The organism is Cohaesibacter sp. CAU 1516 (assembly GCF_005771485.1).
Classification (GTDB): Bacteria; Pseudomonadota; Alphaproteobacteria; order Rhizobiales; family Cohaesibacteraceae; genus Cohaesibacter; species Cohaesibacter intestini.
This window is the reverse complement of record NZ_VANT01000014.1, coordinates 1-14,882: the sequence shown is the minus strand read 5'-3', so window position 1 is coordinate 14,882 and position 14,882 is coordinate 1. Positions and strand designations below refer to the sequence as shown.

The window sequence follows — 14,882 nt, the reverse complement described above, 5'->3', positions numbered from 1 at the left end:
ACTTGATCCCTTGAAGATGTGGCAAGACTAACCCATCCAGTGCGCCCGACAATCCTGTCTTGCTGTCTTACACCCAGAATTGTCGCGTTTGACCCTTTGACCACTCTTAAAGCGCCAGCGACCTCAAACCCCCGCCAATCGCCCCACAAGGCCCATATTTCGGTGAACCCAACCCGCCGACAGAACGACCTATGGATGTTGGCGATCACACCCGGCCAACGCTTCAAACCTCTTTTAAGGAGAGCCAATCATGTTCACCACAAAAGCACTCACACTCTCAGCCCTCAGCCTCAGCATGGCAATCATGTCAAGCGGCATGGCATCCGCAGATGATATCGAAAAGAAATGCCGCATTTATGCCAACACGGCCCTCGCCCAATATAATGTCGCGATCAAGCACAATTGTGGCTATGGCGGCCCTGTATGGAGCAACGACTTCATGCATCATTATGGCTGGTGCCTGCGCGGCAACAACCACAAGCAAGTACAATGGGGCACCAATCTGCGCATCAAGGGCCTGAAAACCTGCAAAGGCAACTGATTGTTAGCCTCAAGGAGCCTCTGCTGTTCCATCCATGGCCTCCATCTAAGGATCACACGTCAAAGAGTCTTTTCGGAAGGACCAAACTTTCTCCGGAAAGACACTGGATCTGAGGCTCAAATCGAATAAGCTGACCCAGTGCGACAAACCCAAATGAAGGTCACAAACCCGCCACCATGCCAGTTTCCGTGTCAGACAGCTCTCTCACCTTCGACCAGATTGCCCTTTTCTCCCTCTTCGGCCTTGTCTTTGCGATGCTGCTGTGGGGCCGTATCCGCTATGATGTCATCGCTTTTGGCGCTCTGGTCATCGCATTGCTGCTGGGTCTTGTGCCAAAGGATCAAGCCTTTTCGGGCTTTGGTCATCCGGCCACAATCATTGTGGCTCTGGTTCTGGTGGTCTCGCGCGGGCTGGTTTTGTCCGGAGCGGTCGACAAGATCACGGCTTTGGTCATTGACAAGGACCGCTCGCTGCAAAGCCACGTCTCGATCATCGGGGCGGCAGGCGGCCTGATGAGCGCCCTGATGAACAATGTCGCGGCGCTCGCCCTGCTCATGCCCGTTGACATTCAGGCGGCGCAAAAGTCGGGACGCAGCCCGTCCCTCTCTTTAATGCCGCTGGCCTTTGCCACCATTCTGGGAGGCATGATCACCCTGATCGGCACCCCCCCCAACATCATCATCGCCGCCTTCCGGGAGCAGGCCTTGGGGGAACCCTTTGCCATGTTCGATTTTGCCCCCGTCGGTTTGGTGGCCGCCACCGCTGGCATGGTGTTCATCGCGCTGGTCGGCTGGCGCCTGATCCCCGGCGCCCAGAGCAGCCGCGATGAAACGCAAGATCTGTTCGAAATCGGGAAATATATCGCAGAGGTCGTGGTCATCGAAGACAGCAAGGCCGAGGGCCAATTGGTCCGGGAACTCGACGAGGCCTGCGAAGAGCATGACATCGCCATCATGGGTGTCATCCGCAACGGCAAGCGTTTGGCGGGCAACAGCCGCAACACCGAACTGCGCGCCAAGGACATTCTGGTGCTCGAAGCCACGCCTGAGCAGATCGATAAATTTGTCGGCAGTCTCAAACTGGGCTATCAGCGCAAGCCATCAGAGGCTCCGGTCGCCGCCCGCGGCATGGAATTGACCGAATGCGTGGTGCCCGCTGATGCCCGCATTGTCGGGCGTTCCTCGATGTCCGTGCGCCTGTTGTCACGCCGCAATGTGACTTTGCTGGGCATTTCCCGACAGGGCACGCGCTTTTATCAACGGGTTCGCAAGGAAGAAATTCAGGCGGGGGACGTATTGCTCCTGCTCGGACCTGCAGATGCCTTACCCGACACGGTGCGCTGGCTCGGATGCTTGCCTCTGGCCAATCGCGGCCTGTCCCTCACCCAGCATGGCCGCGCCGGACTGGCCGCAGGCCTGTTTGCCCTTGCCATCCTCGCTGCCAGCTTTGAGCTGGTCTATCTGCCCATCGCGCTTGCTGCAGTGGTGGTGCTCTATACCCTGCTGGAAATCGTCCCGATCCGAGAGGTCTATGACACGATCGAATGGCCCGTGGTCGTGCTGCTCGGCAGCATGATCCCGCTAGGTACCGCGCTTGAAAATTCCGGCGGCACGAGCCTGATTGCTGGCTCGATCCTGTCTTTAACTGAAGGGTTGGGGCCAGCCATCATCCTGACCATCCTGATGGTCGTCACCATGACTCTATCCGACGTGCTCAACAACACGGCGACAGCCGTGGTCGCCGCCCCCATTGCCATCGAGATCGCCAATCGCCTTGGCGTCAACCCCGATCCATTTCTGATGGCCGTCGCCGTGGCTGCTTCTTGTGCCTTTCTTACCCCCATCGGCCACAAGAACAACACGCTTATCATGGGCCCAGGCGGCTACAAATTTGGCGACTATTGGCGCATGGGCCTGCCGCTTGAGATCCTGATCATTGCCATCTCGGTGCCCACCATCCTGATCGTCTGGCCGCTTTAAGCGCAAATGCGTCACCCCAGGCGGCTCGTTCGCACGGCATTGATTGCCTCCTTCGCTGAAACGGTTTTGCAGATCCTGTCGCTGAGTTGTTTGATCATCTTCTGAGCTTCCGGCTTTCGCAACATCGCCGTCTGCGTCATGGTCCACTACTCGGACGGCGCGAGGATACTCCCCTTTGCGATATCACCGATCCCATCTGCCCCAAAGCCATTGGGATGGAACACCACACTCCCTGCTCAATATGCACAAAGCGACGAAATTCACCGTCATTTCCCATTGCACCAACGCAACGCATCAGCTAAGAAGTCCGACATATCTTCGCGCGACGGGATCGAGACAAGGCGTCATGCCGACAATCCCCTCATCAGCGCCAGGCACCCGTAGCTCAGCTGGATAGAGCGCTGCCCTCCGAAGGCAGAGGCCAGAGGTTCGAATCCTCTCGGGTGCGCCAAATTTGCCTTTTAAATTCAAGACGATAAATAAATTCAATTTATCAAAAGTAATAGTAAGCCCATGAAACGGCCCATGAAACGATTTGGAATCAAGTTTCAATTCGCGCGGTTGGTGTCCTGCTAGCGGGGGAAATGTTGCTTGGAAAGGGTTATTCCCGACCCGCATCGTTCCTGCCGAATTTGAACAATCCAATCCTGCATTAGCCGAACTAAGAAAGTTTGGTGGGGCTCTAGTACCGACACTCGAATGAGTAATATGGGCGGAAAGCAGTCATCTCACGCAGCTGCGAGATTTCTGATGCCGCAGGCCAAAGCGGCCATTTAAGGGATCCCTATGCGCATCCAGGCTCAGGCCGCCGGTTCGGCCGGCTATGACACCGACCGGATTATGTTCACATCACACCCACTCAAGTTGTGATAGGCGGCCATATTTATGAGGGCCAGCTCGCGAACTACCCCAGCAAGTTCGAGCTGACACGAACCACCCAAACAGATCTCTATCCGAACTTTCGGGTCAGGATTTCTTTGATGCGCTGGGGCTCTCGACCCAATAGTCTTTTCAAGGTTGGATCAATCATCGCGAATTCACCCTCCCGGGCAGCACGATAATAACCCGTCATAACACTAATGACGCTTTCCGGAAGCCCATGACGCCGGGCATTCTCAACCATTGTGCTTTCGCTAATGACGCTCCGTTCTATGGTTCGGCCAAAAATGTCTCCCGCCAGTCGTGCAAGATCCCCCATATCGAGCGCTTCGCTGCCGGTCAAAGGAGGTGTTGGGCCTTCGTGCGTTTCGCGACCGCTCAGGAACAGAGCGTCCACCTCGGCCAGGTCTTGGTGGGTTGTCCAGGAAACCTTGCCGTCCTCGGGGCCGATCAGACGGCTGCTTTCTAACCCGCTTGCATGCATGCTGATGGCGCTGTCAGCATAAAAGCCGTGACGCAACGCTGTCCATGCGAGGCCGGAATGCGCCAGCATTGCCTCGGTCGCTGCATGATCTCTGCCCGGAGGGAAGTGTGATTGTGAGTTGCTGGAGACCTGACTGGTATAAAGCAATCGCTTTACGCCCAACTCCTTTGCCACAGCTATGGCTGTTTCATGTTGGGCCAGTGCATTGCCTCCGGATGCAGCTGCATTGGAAGACACGAGCAGCACACGCTCTGCACCTTCCCAAGCAGAGCGCAAACTGTCAGCATCATTGTAATCGCCCTTTCTGACACGAACTCCGCGAGCGGCAAGGTGAGAAAGCTTTGCAGGATCCCGTACACTTACACCAATCTGCTCTGCAGGCACGAGGCGCAACAGCGCCTCTACGACAAGTCCGCCAAGTTTCCCCGAGGCACCTGTAACTACAAGTATCATTCAATCTCCAATCATATGGTTCGCGCCACTGACGCTCGACCTGTTTTATTTGTTCGACACAATGACTGTTTTAAAATAGAAAGATAAGAGAGCTGAATTCGAACGGGTTGTTCTGTATGGAGAACAAAGTTTCCTTTGATGATCTGACCGTCCTGCTTGCTGTGCTTCGTAACGGAGGCTTTCGTGCGGCCGCCCGTCGGCTTGGTGTCGCGCCTTCAAAGGTCAGCACGACGGTTTCGCGAATTGAAGTGCAGCTTGGGGTGCCGGTCTTGCGTCGCACGACGAGGAGCCTGCATCTCACCGATGAAGGAAAACTGCTTGTGGACCGGGTTGCGCCGCTTTTGTCTGCCGTGGATGCCGCTTGCCTTGAGGTCATCAATCTTGGCGGGCAGGTGCAAGGGCGTCTGAAACTGAATGTTCCCGGTGCGGTTATGCCGGATATTTTGCCTTCACTTCTCGCCGAATATCATCGCCGCTATCCGGGGGTTGAGGTCGAGATCATAGTTGAAAACGATCTGGTGGATATGATTGCTGCTGGCTGCGATGCTGGTATCCGTTATGGCAGCGTTCTGGAACAAGACATGATCTCTATCCCGATCGGACCTCGCACACAGCAGATGGCATTGGCTGCAGCTCCCACCTATTTGCAGGAACATGGCATGCCTCTTGAACCGGAGGATCTTACGGTACACAGCGCGATCCGGTACCGCTTGAAGGGCGGCCCGCTGTTGCCTTGGACGCTGTGCAGAGAGGGGCAGTTCATGGAGGTAAAGCCAAACAATGCCCTCATCCTGAGTGTGAATGCGATTGACACGGGGTTGCGTTACACGAGAGCGGGTATGGGTATTATTCAGACATTCCGAAACTGGCTGGATGAGGATTTTGCCACCGGCAGGTTGGTGCCGGTTCTTCCAGATTGGTGGCCCGAGATGGATGGACCGCGTCTATATTACCCCAATCGGTCCGCGCCGCAGCCACTGCGCAGTTTTATCGAAATTTGTCGGTCCGCCATCTATATGTGTTGATCCAGCTCCATTTCACAGGTTGAAATCGGACCATGGGTTCGAAGCGTGGTGAATGTCCGCTTCAAGGAAACAGCAATGCAGCATTCAAAGATTGGCTTATGGCAGGAATGGTGAAGGATTTTCGATGCGGGTCGCGGCGCGATTTTTCGGCTGGATGCAATTTCGACCCGCGTTGGAAATCCTTCACCGTTCCGGTCACAGGTGATACAGTATTGCGCGCCCGGAAGCGGACATAGCTGCGCGCCAGAGACCGAGCTTCCCGCTGTCGCAAAACCATCCGTCTTTCGGGGAATCTGTAGAAGACCGGAGAATACGTGTCGCTACAGTCCAATTTTGACGATGCGCGCAGACTAATCGCCCGGGTCTGGCGCGTCCTTCATGGCGTCGGCCAGTTTGCGCATGAGTCGCACTAGGTCATCGACCTCCTGGGCGTTCCATGTCTCGAAGATGGCGCGGGCGTTTCGCTCGCGCACCCCATCGACCTTGTCGGTCATCGCCTTACCCTTCGGGGCGATGACAGCTTTGCGGACCCTGCGGTCGGCATTGTTTGTCTGGCGCTCCACCAGGTCTAGACTTTCCAGTTTTGTGACCTGACGGCTGACGGTCGTATAGTCGCGTCCCACCCCGTCAGCGAGTTCCACGACGCCGATCGGTCCGCGCCGCTCGATTACAACGAGCAGGGGAAACAAGGCGCGATCGAGTGCTATGCCGGCATCGCGGACCATCTCCTCGTCGCGCTGCGGCCTGTTCATCACACTGACAATGTCAATCAATGCGTCGTGGATTTCGCGAATCTGATCGCTAATATGTGTATTTTGCACATTTTTTGTTGACGGCATGTCGGTACTCCTATTATGTGCATATTACACATATGGAGCTGAACATGACAAGAGACTTCACGACCGACGTGCTGATTTGCGGCGCGGGAGCGGCCGGTCTTACCCTTGCAATCGATCTCGCACGGCGGGGAATTCCCTTCCGCCTGATCGAAATGTTGGATGATGCTTTTCGCGGTTCGCGCGGCAAGGGACTGCAACCGCGCACGCTGGAAATCTTCGAGGACCTTGGCATCGTCGACCGAATTGTCGCTGCGGGTGGCCCCTATCCGCCGCAGCGGGAATACACACAGGATGGCGCGGTTACCGATTTGGCTGTTGGCGAGGCCGAAGAGCCGAGGACGGATGAGCCCTATCGCACGCCGCTCATGATCCCGCAGTTCCTCACCGAAGGCGTCATGCGTGAGCGGCTCGCCGAGTTCGGCCATCGCGTGCAGTTCGGTTGCGAATTGGTCGGCTTTGAGCAGGATGATGAAAGCGTAACGGCTCGCCTCGTCGGAAAGGCCGGGGAAGAGGTCGTGCACGCGCGCTACCTCGTAGGGGCCGATGGCGGGCGAAGCTTTGTCCGCCATGCGCTTGGCATCGACTTTCCCGGCAAGACGCTCGGCGTCCGGGTCGTGGTGGCCGATGTTGTCCTGACGGGACTGGATCGCGATGCGTGGCACCGCTTCAACGAGGGCGACATGCAGCGGCAAATTGGAATATGCCCGCTCGCAGGCACGGAGCTGTTTCAGATTCAGGCACCGATTCCGCTGGAAGGCAATATGGATCTTTCGGAGGAGGGCCTTTCGGGGCTCGTATCCGAGCGCACCGGGAGAGACATCCGCATTCTGTCGGTGTCCTGGGCGTCGGCCTTTAATATGAACGCCCGGCTTGCCGAACTCTACCGTGTTGGTCGTGCATTCCTTACCGGCGACGCCGCTCATACTCATCCGCCTACCGGCGGCCAGGGCCTCAACACCAGCGTTCAGGACGCCTACAATCTCGGCTGGAAGCTGGCGACGGTTCTCAAGGGCGATCCGGTTTCGTTGCTCGACAGCTACGAGGAAGAACGCCGCCCGATCGCCGCGCAGATGCTCGGTCTTGCGACCAGTCTGCTTGATGCGATGAAGCGCGGAGAAATGCGGCGGGGACGCGAAACCCACCAGCTCGACATCGGCTATCCCGAATCCCCGCTGGCCATGGAAGAGCCGCAGCGGGAGGGCGGGCTGCTTGCTGGCGATCGTGCGCCCGAAGTGCCGATTATGGGAGCAGCCGGCCGCCCGACGAGCCTTTTCCAGCTTTTCAAAGGGCCTCACTGGACGCTGCTTGGCTACGAGGTCGAACGGTCCGCCATCGCCCCGCGGCAGGGGCTACACATCCATGTTTTCGGCCCGCGGGGCGATGTCGTCGATCATGGTGACTGTGTGCGCCAGGCTTACGCCCTGACGCCCGGTTCCTGGGTGCTGGTCCGCCCCGATGGCTATGTCGGCGCGATCGTCTCGACCGAGCAAATCGACGCGCTCGAGGGATATCTCCGCCATGTGGGACTGGGAACGGGTCGCAGAAAGCCCGCCGTGTGACGCGGTGCGTACAAGGCCGATGACATGATGGAAATCTGGCAGAATACCGAACATGCACGGTTCTTCCGCAACTGGCTTTCCTACCCGTTGAGGGTCGGGGCGATCGCGCCGTCCGGCCAATCGCTTGCGGCCCTGATGACCTCCGAAAAATCGGCCGCGACCGGCCCGGTTCTTGAGCTTGGTCCGGGGACGGGCGTGTTCACGAAAGCGCTTCTGGAACGAGGCGTCACGCCCCTCAACCTGACACTCATCGAATCCGGCAAGGATTTCGCGACCCTGCTGGAGGCCCGGTTCCCCGGCGTGCGCGTGCTCCATATGGACGCCGCCCGGCTTTCCCGGACCATTCTGTTCGAGGATGCTTGCCTGGGCGCTGTCATCAGCGGCTTGCCGCTTCTGTCGATGCCGCCGCGAAAGCTCATGATGATCCTTGCCGGTGCGACCGGCTGGCTTAGGCCAGGCGGCGCCTTTTTTCAGTTCACCTACGGGCCACGCTGCCCGGTGCCCCGCCCGATCCTGGTCCGGCTTGGGCTGAAGGCAAAATGCATCGGGCGCACATTCCACAACATGCCGCCCGCAACCGTCTACCGCATCAGCCGGCGACGGCTGCTGAAATCCGCAATCGAAGGAATAGCAACATGAAAGCCGCCATCGTTCGCCAGGCCGGGCAAAGCCCCGTCTATGGCGAATTCCCGGAACCTGTCATCGCACCCGGTGAAAGCCGTATAACAGTTACCGCCGCCTCCATCAGCAATATCGCCAAAAGCCGCGCGTCCGGCGCACACTACAGTTCCTCGGGCGAATTTCCGCTGGTCGCCGGTATCGATGGCGTAGGACGGCTTGACGACGGGCGACGGGTCTATTTCGCCCTGCCGCATCCGCTCTATGGCAGCATGTGCGAGCGCACGGTCGCGCCGACCACGCAATGCCTGCCGGTCCCCGAAGAACTCGATGATGTGATGGCGGCGGCAATCGCCAATCCCGGCCTGTCCTCCTGGGCGGCCTTTTGCGAACGCGCCCGGCTGAAGGCTGGCGAAACCGTGCTGGTGAACGGCGCAACCGGTATGGCCGGCCAGCTGGCGGTGCAGATCGCAAAGCATCTTGGGGCAGGCAAGGTGATCGCGACCGGCCGCAACGCCGACACATTGCGCGCCCTCGCGGGCGCTGGCGCTGACGTGACGATCCGGTTGACCGGGGACGGGGATGCGATGGAGCGTAGCTTCATGGCGCAGTTCGCGGAAGGGATTGACGTCGTTATCGACTATCTTTGGGGGGCGAGCGCCGAGCGGCTTCTGATCGCTGCCGCAAGGGCCGGTGCGGACGGGGTTCCGATCCGTTTCGTTCAGGTCGGATCGGTGAGCGGGCAGGAGATCATGCTTCCAAGCGCCGTGTTGCGCGCCTCGGCGATCGAACTGATGGGGAGCGGCATCGGCAGCATAGCGCTTGAAAGGCTTGTCAGTCTCACGGGCGAGGTGCTGCGCGCCGCCGCTTTCAGGGGCATCAGGATCGCGGTCGATCCGGTCCCGCTGTCTAGGGTCGTGGAGGCATGGTCGAAATCCGGCAGTGCCTCTCGCACTGTTCTGACCATTGACGCCAAAGGTGCCTGATATGAGCGGGCCAACTGGAGCGAACGGAGCACAAAAGGCCCCGTCTCACCACACACGGTTGAATTGGCAGGTCATTCTGCCAGTCTTCATCATCGTGAGTCTCGACGCGGCCAGCGCCGGGGCAGTCCTGCCTGTTCTGCCATTCTATTTAAGGGAGCTTGGCGCCACGCCCCTGGTCCTCGGCTTTGTTCTCGGCGCGGAAGCACTTAGCCAGTTTGTCGCCGCTCCGATCCTCGGGCAGCTTTCCGACCGTTTTGGCCGAAAGAAAGTGCTGCTGGCGAGCCAGGCGGGAGCCTTGGTGAGCCTGACCCTGTTGGCTCTTGCGAATGCCGTGGCTTTCGTATTGCTGGCGAGGGTCCTGCTCGGCCTCACCGCCGCCAACTTCTCGGCCGCCGCCGCCTATACCGCTGACAATAGCTCGCCCACGAACCGGCGTCAGGCCATCGGCGTCCTCAGCGCGGGCCTCGGCCTCGGGGGCATCGTCGGGCCGGGCATCTCTGGGTACGTTTCCGATATTTCGCTCACCGCCCCAATCTGGCTGTCATTGATACTTTCGGCAACGAGCATTGTCGTTACCGCACTTTGGGTGAGGGGCGCGAACGCCGCTCGCCAGCCCGACAGCGCGGCCGAGAGGGATGAGATTCATGAAAGGGTGTCTTTCAGGTCGATCGTCTCCACCCCGGCTATCCGTGTGCTCGTCATCGTCCTTCTCTGCCATTATTTCTCCTATGGCCTATTCAGTTCGCAGCTTGCCGTTTTTCTCGGAGACACCTTTGCGTGGAACGGGCAGGCCTTCGGCCCGAAGGAACTCAGCTACCTTCTTGCTGCCGATGGCGTCATCAACATCGTCGTTCAGCTCTTTCTTCTGAGGCGGATCAGCGAGCACTTCACCGAACGTAATCTGGTTGTCGTGGTCTTCGGCGTTCTGACGATCGGCTACCTTGCGGCGGGCTTTGCATCCAATACTCCGACGCTCGCCTTTGCCGTGCTTTGCATCAGCACAGGCGTCGCGCTCGCGCGCCCGACCTTCATGGCGGCCCTCTCCGTCCAGGTTCCGCAGGAACGGCAGGGCGTTGTCATGGGCACGATCCAGTCCCTCGTTGCGGTGACGGACATTGCAAGCCCGGTCGTTGCCGGCTTCATTCTCGGATTAGGTCTTTACGGAGCGTGGATCGGGGCGGTGGTGGCGATTGCGCTGACCGGGGCGTTCATCGCACGCACGCGCCTGCGTCGCGACGATGATCCCGAGGCAATAGAATCCCGAACTGACACCGAAACTTCGGCGCATGGCGACTGCGCGCCAGTCGATGGACCAGTATCGAATTCGAACTGATATTCGCTGGGATCTGCGGAAATGATCGCTATCGCACCAATGAAGGACGGTGGCGAACGAGTTGTTTCGACCGCTTTCGTCTTTTGGATTCGAAAAGCGGTCAGAACAGTTACGGACCCGTTTCTGCCGGTCCGGAAGGCGCTTTCAAAGCCGTCGTTCGCACGCGCCGACGCGAAGGAGCAAGAAGGGCGGGGAGCGGCCGTTCGCTGCGGTTGCGGTGTGTGAGATCGTGACTAAAAGAAGCGGGCATTCGCTAAGCGAAAAAGACGTCAGTTGGTTGACTGTGAGCCGGAAACACCTAGGATACACAGAACATGCAGGAGGATGGTTTGGCTTACGAAGACAGGGATGAGCAATTTGAGGAACTGGAACCAACCGAAGAAGGTGAAAGCTCGAATGTAACAGCAGCGGAGTTCTCGTCCCTTTTGATCTCACCGACCGATTGGACAATCGAGACACTGTACAGACAAATTGGTAGCCAAATAAACCTTTCACCGGAATTTCAACGTCGAAATGTATGGTCCCCAAAAGCCAAGATTAGCTTCATCGAGTCATTCTTCCTAGGGATACCGATCCCTCAGATTCTACTATCGGCCAGTGGTGGTAGTAGTAAGTCTTTCCTAGTTCTGGATGGCAAACAAAGACTGTTGACCATCAAGGAATTCATAGATGGGAAATTCCCCAGTGGGCAAAAGTTCCGACTGAAGAACCTTCGAGTGCTATCTGACTTAGAGGGCAAGACTTGGGAAGAAATCGAGAAAGACGAGGACTGGAAATTTGAGTTACTTAACCAAACTCAAAGGACAGCAGTAATCCGAGGCTGGGAAGACGATAGAATTCTATATGAGATTTTCCATCGTCTCAATTCAGGTTCAGTGAAACTGTCTCCTATGGAGCTGAGGATGTCGCTGTATCCAGGGGATTTTTTGAAATTCATCATTCAATGGACTGATCAAGTTGGGCCACTACACGAACTCATTTCCAAGAAGAGCCCAGATCCAAGAATGAACGATGTCGAGTTAGCAGCTCGGTTTCTCGCTTTTTCTGATCCGAACCTTATCTACGCTGGCGACCTAAAAAAGTTTCTCGATGAGTTGTGCGCACGTTACAATGCTGCAATGGCTGACAATGAAGACGCTGTTACGGCTGTTACCTCACGTTTGACCAACATGAATGATGCTATCGCCGCAGGAATAGAGGTTTTCCCCGACAAGAAGTTTTGCCGAAAATTTGTTGATGGAGGATACGAAAGCAGATTCAATAGAGCGCTTTTTGATGTCCTCGTTGGAGCTTTGTCGAACCCTGAAGTTCGGGCTTGGGCGCTCGAAAACTCGGCAGAATTTGTTGCCGGCTTTGAACAGACCTCCGCAACAGATTCTTTCAGAAGAGCTGTTGAGACAACGACCAAATCAGTTGCCTCGACACGCACAAGGTTTACTAGTTTTTATACCAAAGTTGCTGAAATGACAGGTGTTCAACTCAATCTGCCGGCGCTTGCAAATGAAGTCGCCAACTAAGCCGTACAAGGCGCTTAACGCGTCTCTCAAGAATATCCGAAAGATCCTCGCACGAGTTCCTGAGAACGAGTGTGTAAGCCCCCTTGATCACTTAAAAGTACAGTCCTACGTGCTTCTCGCCCACGCAGCCTTCGAACAATACATTGAAGAAATTGTTACGATAGTATCCCGAGAAGCGCATTCGCAGTTAAAAAAAGACGATAGAGTTTGTCGAGCAATGCTAAGTCTTGTTGCCTCTGAGGCGATGCAGCAAGTTGACGATGATATTGCGCGGCGTAAAATAAAGTCCTCAGTGGCGTCCGACTTACTTGGCTTTGCTTCAAGCGCAGTGTCAAATCTCACCCTTGATGTTCAAGCGAACTACGGCGTCACCACTGCTGATCAGGAAAAATTGTTTTTGCAGATTGGAGTTGATCCTGAAGAGGTCGATCTAGCAGTATCGGCTGCATTGAACGCCTTCGGTACAAAAAGAGGATCTATTGCCCATAAAGTCAAAGTGAAAACTTCCGAGACCAGAAGCTCCATTTTGTCAGAGACAAAGCAGATCCTTACTGGGTTGATCGCATTTGATGCTGCCGCTTGCCTGCAACTCCAAGAGGGAATGGTGAAATAAGTACAAGGAAGGAAACTAATATTTCCGGCTCGAGATCTAAAGATGAAATTTTTCACAGCACATTCTTCTGATTGCATGAATGTCAGCAACGCGACGCGTGGAATTTGATTGGGATGAAGCCTTCAATGTCGGCTTTGGGCCGCTTCTTCCATGGGTCTCAATGAGAACTGGTCAGGAATATGCCAATCTGTGCATTGCAGATTCACTTATGAATAGACACCTGATTGGACCGACTTCAAATAGGCAAGAACTCTGTCAGATTTGCGCTCCAACACCAAATCAAACGCAGTTTTTCCGGCCCAACCAGGAATTGGTTGATGTTTAAACCAAAGAGCCGCACGCTGATCGGATCCAGTCATCTCGCTTGCTAGGTTGAGGATGCTCATTAATGGGCGCACTGCTTCTTCGAGTTTGAGCAAACTCGATTGCGTGTACAAAGCATGTCGATCAATTCCGGTCAACTTAGCCAATTCTGTTTGCGTTATACCAAGGTTCGTTGCAAATGCCCGTGCAGATATAATGCGATTGTTGCAATCGAATTGTGTGGTCATGTTGGGAGAACCTTATCGCTAAGCCGGCGTTTTAGCTGCATTCGGGACAAACCCATTCTGTAACCATCTTTCGAATAACTCAAGTCTCTTGAAGCCCAAGGTTTGCAGAAAACAGTCATCTTGTGACAGTTGATTATCCAATTACCTGACGTCTGGTCGGAGGAAGCTGCACACTTTGTGGTTCTTGATCGAGCCGCTGCCGATTCGCTTCGATCGGAAAGGGGAATAGAGTGACATCACCCCATTTGAGTCTATCTTTCCAGTCATGACAGGTTTGGCGAGTCTGGTGATTGGAGATGGCCTTGATGAACAACAGTTTGGGTCCTTGTAATTTGAAACCTAATTGACGCCTGTCTTTGCCTTTTCCCGAGAGGATCGGATCATAAGCGGCGTCACCAAGGCTGCCGCGAATGATCAGATCTCTCTGTTTATTTACTTTCTTGGTCTCTGGATTTGATGCCTCAACATACGCCTTGGCTGTTTCCAGCGAGCCAAGCAATCAAATATGTGGCTCGGAGGAATAGGGAGCCGGAATGATCACTTGATCACTTTTTCTCGGATTTTTGCAGGATTCTTCGAACAACCATTGCTGAGCCCAAAGGCAAGTTTTCCGATCAGCTAAAACCTTCTGAGGTGAACGAACGGATCGAAGATGATATTGACCTGCAGAATTTAGCCGGCCAATTACCGGTGTAGCGCCAAAACGCATACCGAAACCTGAATGAAGAACTGGGACAATGATGCGGTGGTTGGTGTCAAAGGAAATTGGTTCAGCAAGCCCAGCCTCTTTTAGTGAAGGTTTGTTGGTAATCTGGATATCAAAGGGGCGCGGCGGCGCGGCTGCAACTGTTGTTCCGGCGGTAAGAACGACATACATGTCTCCACTGACATAAACAATTTCGAGAACAAGATAGGGGGTAGGGTTGATTAGTTTATCGTGATTTTTGAATGCCGAGGGGCGCGCAAAAAGGGCGATATCGCCACGACTGATGGTATTAATCCATTTGCTTTCTTTGTAGGTGGAATGATTGGTTGCAACGGCCATGTTTATGGTTCCTTATAAAACTGAAAACAAACGCCTGTTGCTCTTCTTTCCAACTTGATGGTTCTGATCGGCGCGGCGTCATCCCGGCTGCCGTGCCAATCTGAACTCCATGGCTTCCAACAAAAAACACCCCCTTTCAAACCAATGAAAGAGGGCGTTGTTCGTCAGGCGAGGCGCAGGTCAACAGTTTTGAAAGAGCTCCATATTGGTCAGTTAAGGTGTCAGCATTCTGGTCTGGCGACGACATGGCATTAGCACTTTTTATTCCCTTCCATCGCGCTGACAGCAGAATCCTGAAAATCAGGGTGATGATGTAGATAAGTGTCCTCGATTGTCCGTAATCACCCGGTTGGCACCGCCTTTCCGAACTCGGTCTTCTGATTTAAGACACGTCAATAATGACGTCCTTATTGACGTGTCTTAGCGAGGATTTTGATGCGCGGCGAGATATTGGGTCCAG

14 protein-coding genes and 1 tRNA gene are annotated in these 14,882 nt (G+C 55.6%); 10 read left to right on the top strand and 5 right to left on the bottom strand.

Translation table 11 applies throughout. The features are described from left to right. Positions 1-250 precede the first annotated feature (250 nt). From FDK21_RS19545 to FDK21_RS19535, 3 genes are all read left to right on the top strand, one after another. Positions 251-541, top strand: coding sequence for a hypothetical protein (locus FDK21_RS19545; protein ID WP_138150565.1), 291 nt, complete (start codon positions 251-253; stop codon positions 539-541). Positions 542-729: 188 nt separating this feature from the next. After that, positions 730-2,520 (top strand): SLC13 family permease, encoded by a 1,791-nt coding sequence (locus FDK21_RS19540; protein ID WP_348639251.1) that lies wholly within the window; start codon positions 730-732, stop codon positions 2,518-2,520. A 374-nt stretch (positions 2,521-2,894) separates the two neighbouring features. Next, positions 2,895-2,971: transfer RNA gene (locus FDK21_RS19535), tRNA-Arg, on the top strand. 498 nt (positions 2,972-3,469) lie between these two features. Here FDK21_RS19535 and FDK21_RS19530 read toward each other — a convergent pair. Beyond that, complete coding sequence (locus FDK21_RS19530; RefSeq protein WP_210238851.1) at positions 3,470-4,336, bottom strand: SDR family oxidoreductase; 867 nt, start codon at positions 4,334-4,336, stop codon at positions 3,470-3,472. A gap of 116 nt (positions 4,337-4,452) precedes the next feature. On the opposite strand from FDK21_RS19530, the gene FDK21_RS19525 reads away from it, so the two are divergent. After that, a complete protein-coding gene (locus FDK21_RS19525) occupies positions 4,453-5,361 on the top strand; it encodes a LysR family transcriptional regulator (protein ID WP_138150563.1) in 909 nt (302 codons plus the stop codon). Between the two features lie 350 nt (positions 5,362-5,711). Here FDK21_RS19525 and FDK21_RS19520 read toward each other — a convergent pair whose 3' ends face one another. After that, positions 5,712-6,200, bottom strand: a complete 489-nt coding sequence (locus FDK21_RS19520; protein WP_138150562.1) for a MarR family winged helix-turn-helix transcriptional regulator — start codon at positions 6,198-6,200, stop codon at positions 5,712-5,714. A 44-nt stretch (positions 6,201-6,244) separates the two neighbouring features. Between FDK21_RS19520 and FDK21_RS19515 the strand changes: the two genes are divergently transcribed. From FDK21_RS19515 to FDK21_RS19490, 6 genes are all read left to right on the top strand, one after another. Then, the gene (locus tag FDK21_RS19515; RefSeq protein ID WP_138150561.1) at positions 6,245-7,759 is read left to right on the top strand and encodes an FAD-dependent oxidoreductase; all 1,515 of its coding nucleotides are present in this window, start codon (positions 6,245-6,247) and stop codon (positions 7,757-7,759) included. Positions 7,760-7,783: 24 nt separating this feature from the next. Beyond that, on the top strand, positions 7,784-8,398 hold the full coding sequence (locus tag FDK21_RS19510) for a methyltransferase domain-containing protein (protein WP_138150560.1): 615 nt from the start codon (positions 7,784-7,786) through the stop codon (positions 8,396-8,398). After that, positions 8,395-9,363, top strand: a complete 969-nt coding sequence (locus FDK21_RS19505; RefSeq protein WP_138150559.1) for a zinc-binding alcohol dehydrogenase family protein — start codon at positions 8,395-8,397, stop codon at positions 9,361-9,363. The genes FDK21_RS19510 and FDK21_RS19505 overlap by 4 nt, the downstream gene beginning before the upstream one ends. Position 9,364: 1 nt before the next feature. Beyond that, positions 9,365-10,696: an MFS transporter gene (locus tag FDK21_RS19500; protein ID WP_138150558.1), complete on the top strand. Its 1,332-nt coding sequence runs from the start codon at positions 9,365-9,367 to the stop codon at positions 10,694-10,696. 314 nt (positions 10,697-11,010) lie between these two features. Further along, complete coding sequence (locus tag FDK21_RS19495; protein ID WP_138150557.1) at positions 11,011-12,213, top strand: DUF262 domain-containing protein; 1,203 nt, start codon at positions 11,011-11,013, stop codon at positions 12,211-12,213. Then, positions 12,197-12,826, top strand: coding sequence for a HEPN domain-containing protein (locus FDK21_RS19490; protein WP_138150556.1), 630 nt, complete (start codon positions 12,197-12,199; stop codon positions 12,824-12,826). Before FDK21_RS19495 ends, FDK21_RS19490 begins: the two co-directional genes overlap by 17 nt. Positions 12,827-13,032: 206 nt before the next feature. Here the strand turns inward: FDK21_RS19490 and FDK21_RS19485 are convergent, their stop codons facing one another. From FDK21_RS19485 to FDK21_RS19475, 3 genes are all read right to left on the bottom strand, one after another. Then, a complete protein-coding gene (locus FDK21_RS19485; RefSeq protein ID WP_138150555.1) occupies positions 13,033-13,377 on the bottom strand; it encodes an antitoxin Xre/MbcA/ParS toxin-binding domain-containing protein in 345 nt (114 codons plus the stop codon). A gap of 133 nt (positions 13,378-13,510) precedes the next feature. Further along, positions 13,511-13,876, bottom strand: coding sequence for a hypothetical protein (locus FDK21_RS19480; protein WP_138150554.1), 366 nt, complete (start codon positions 13,874-13,876; stop codon positions 13,511-13,513). Continuing rightward, positions 13,877-14,422: a hypothetical protein gene (locus FDK21_RS19475; protein WP_138150553.1), complete on the bottom strand. Its 546-nt coding sequence runs from the start codon at positions 14,420-14,422 to the stop codon at positions 13,877-13,879. It lies immediately after the preceding gene. Between the last annotated feature and the right edge of the window lie 460 nt (positions 14,423-14,882).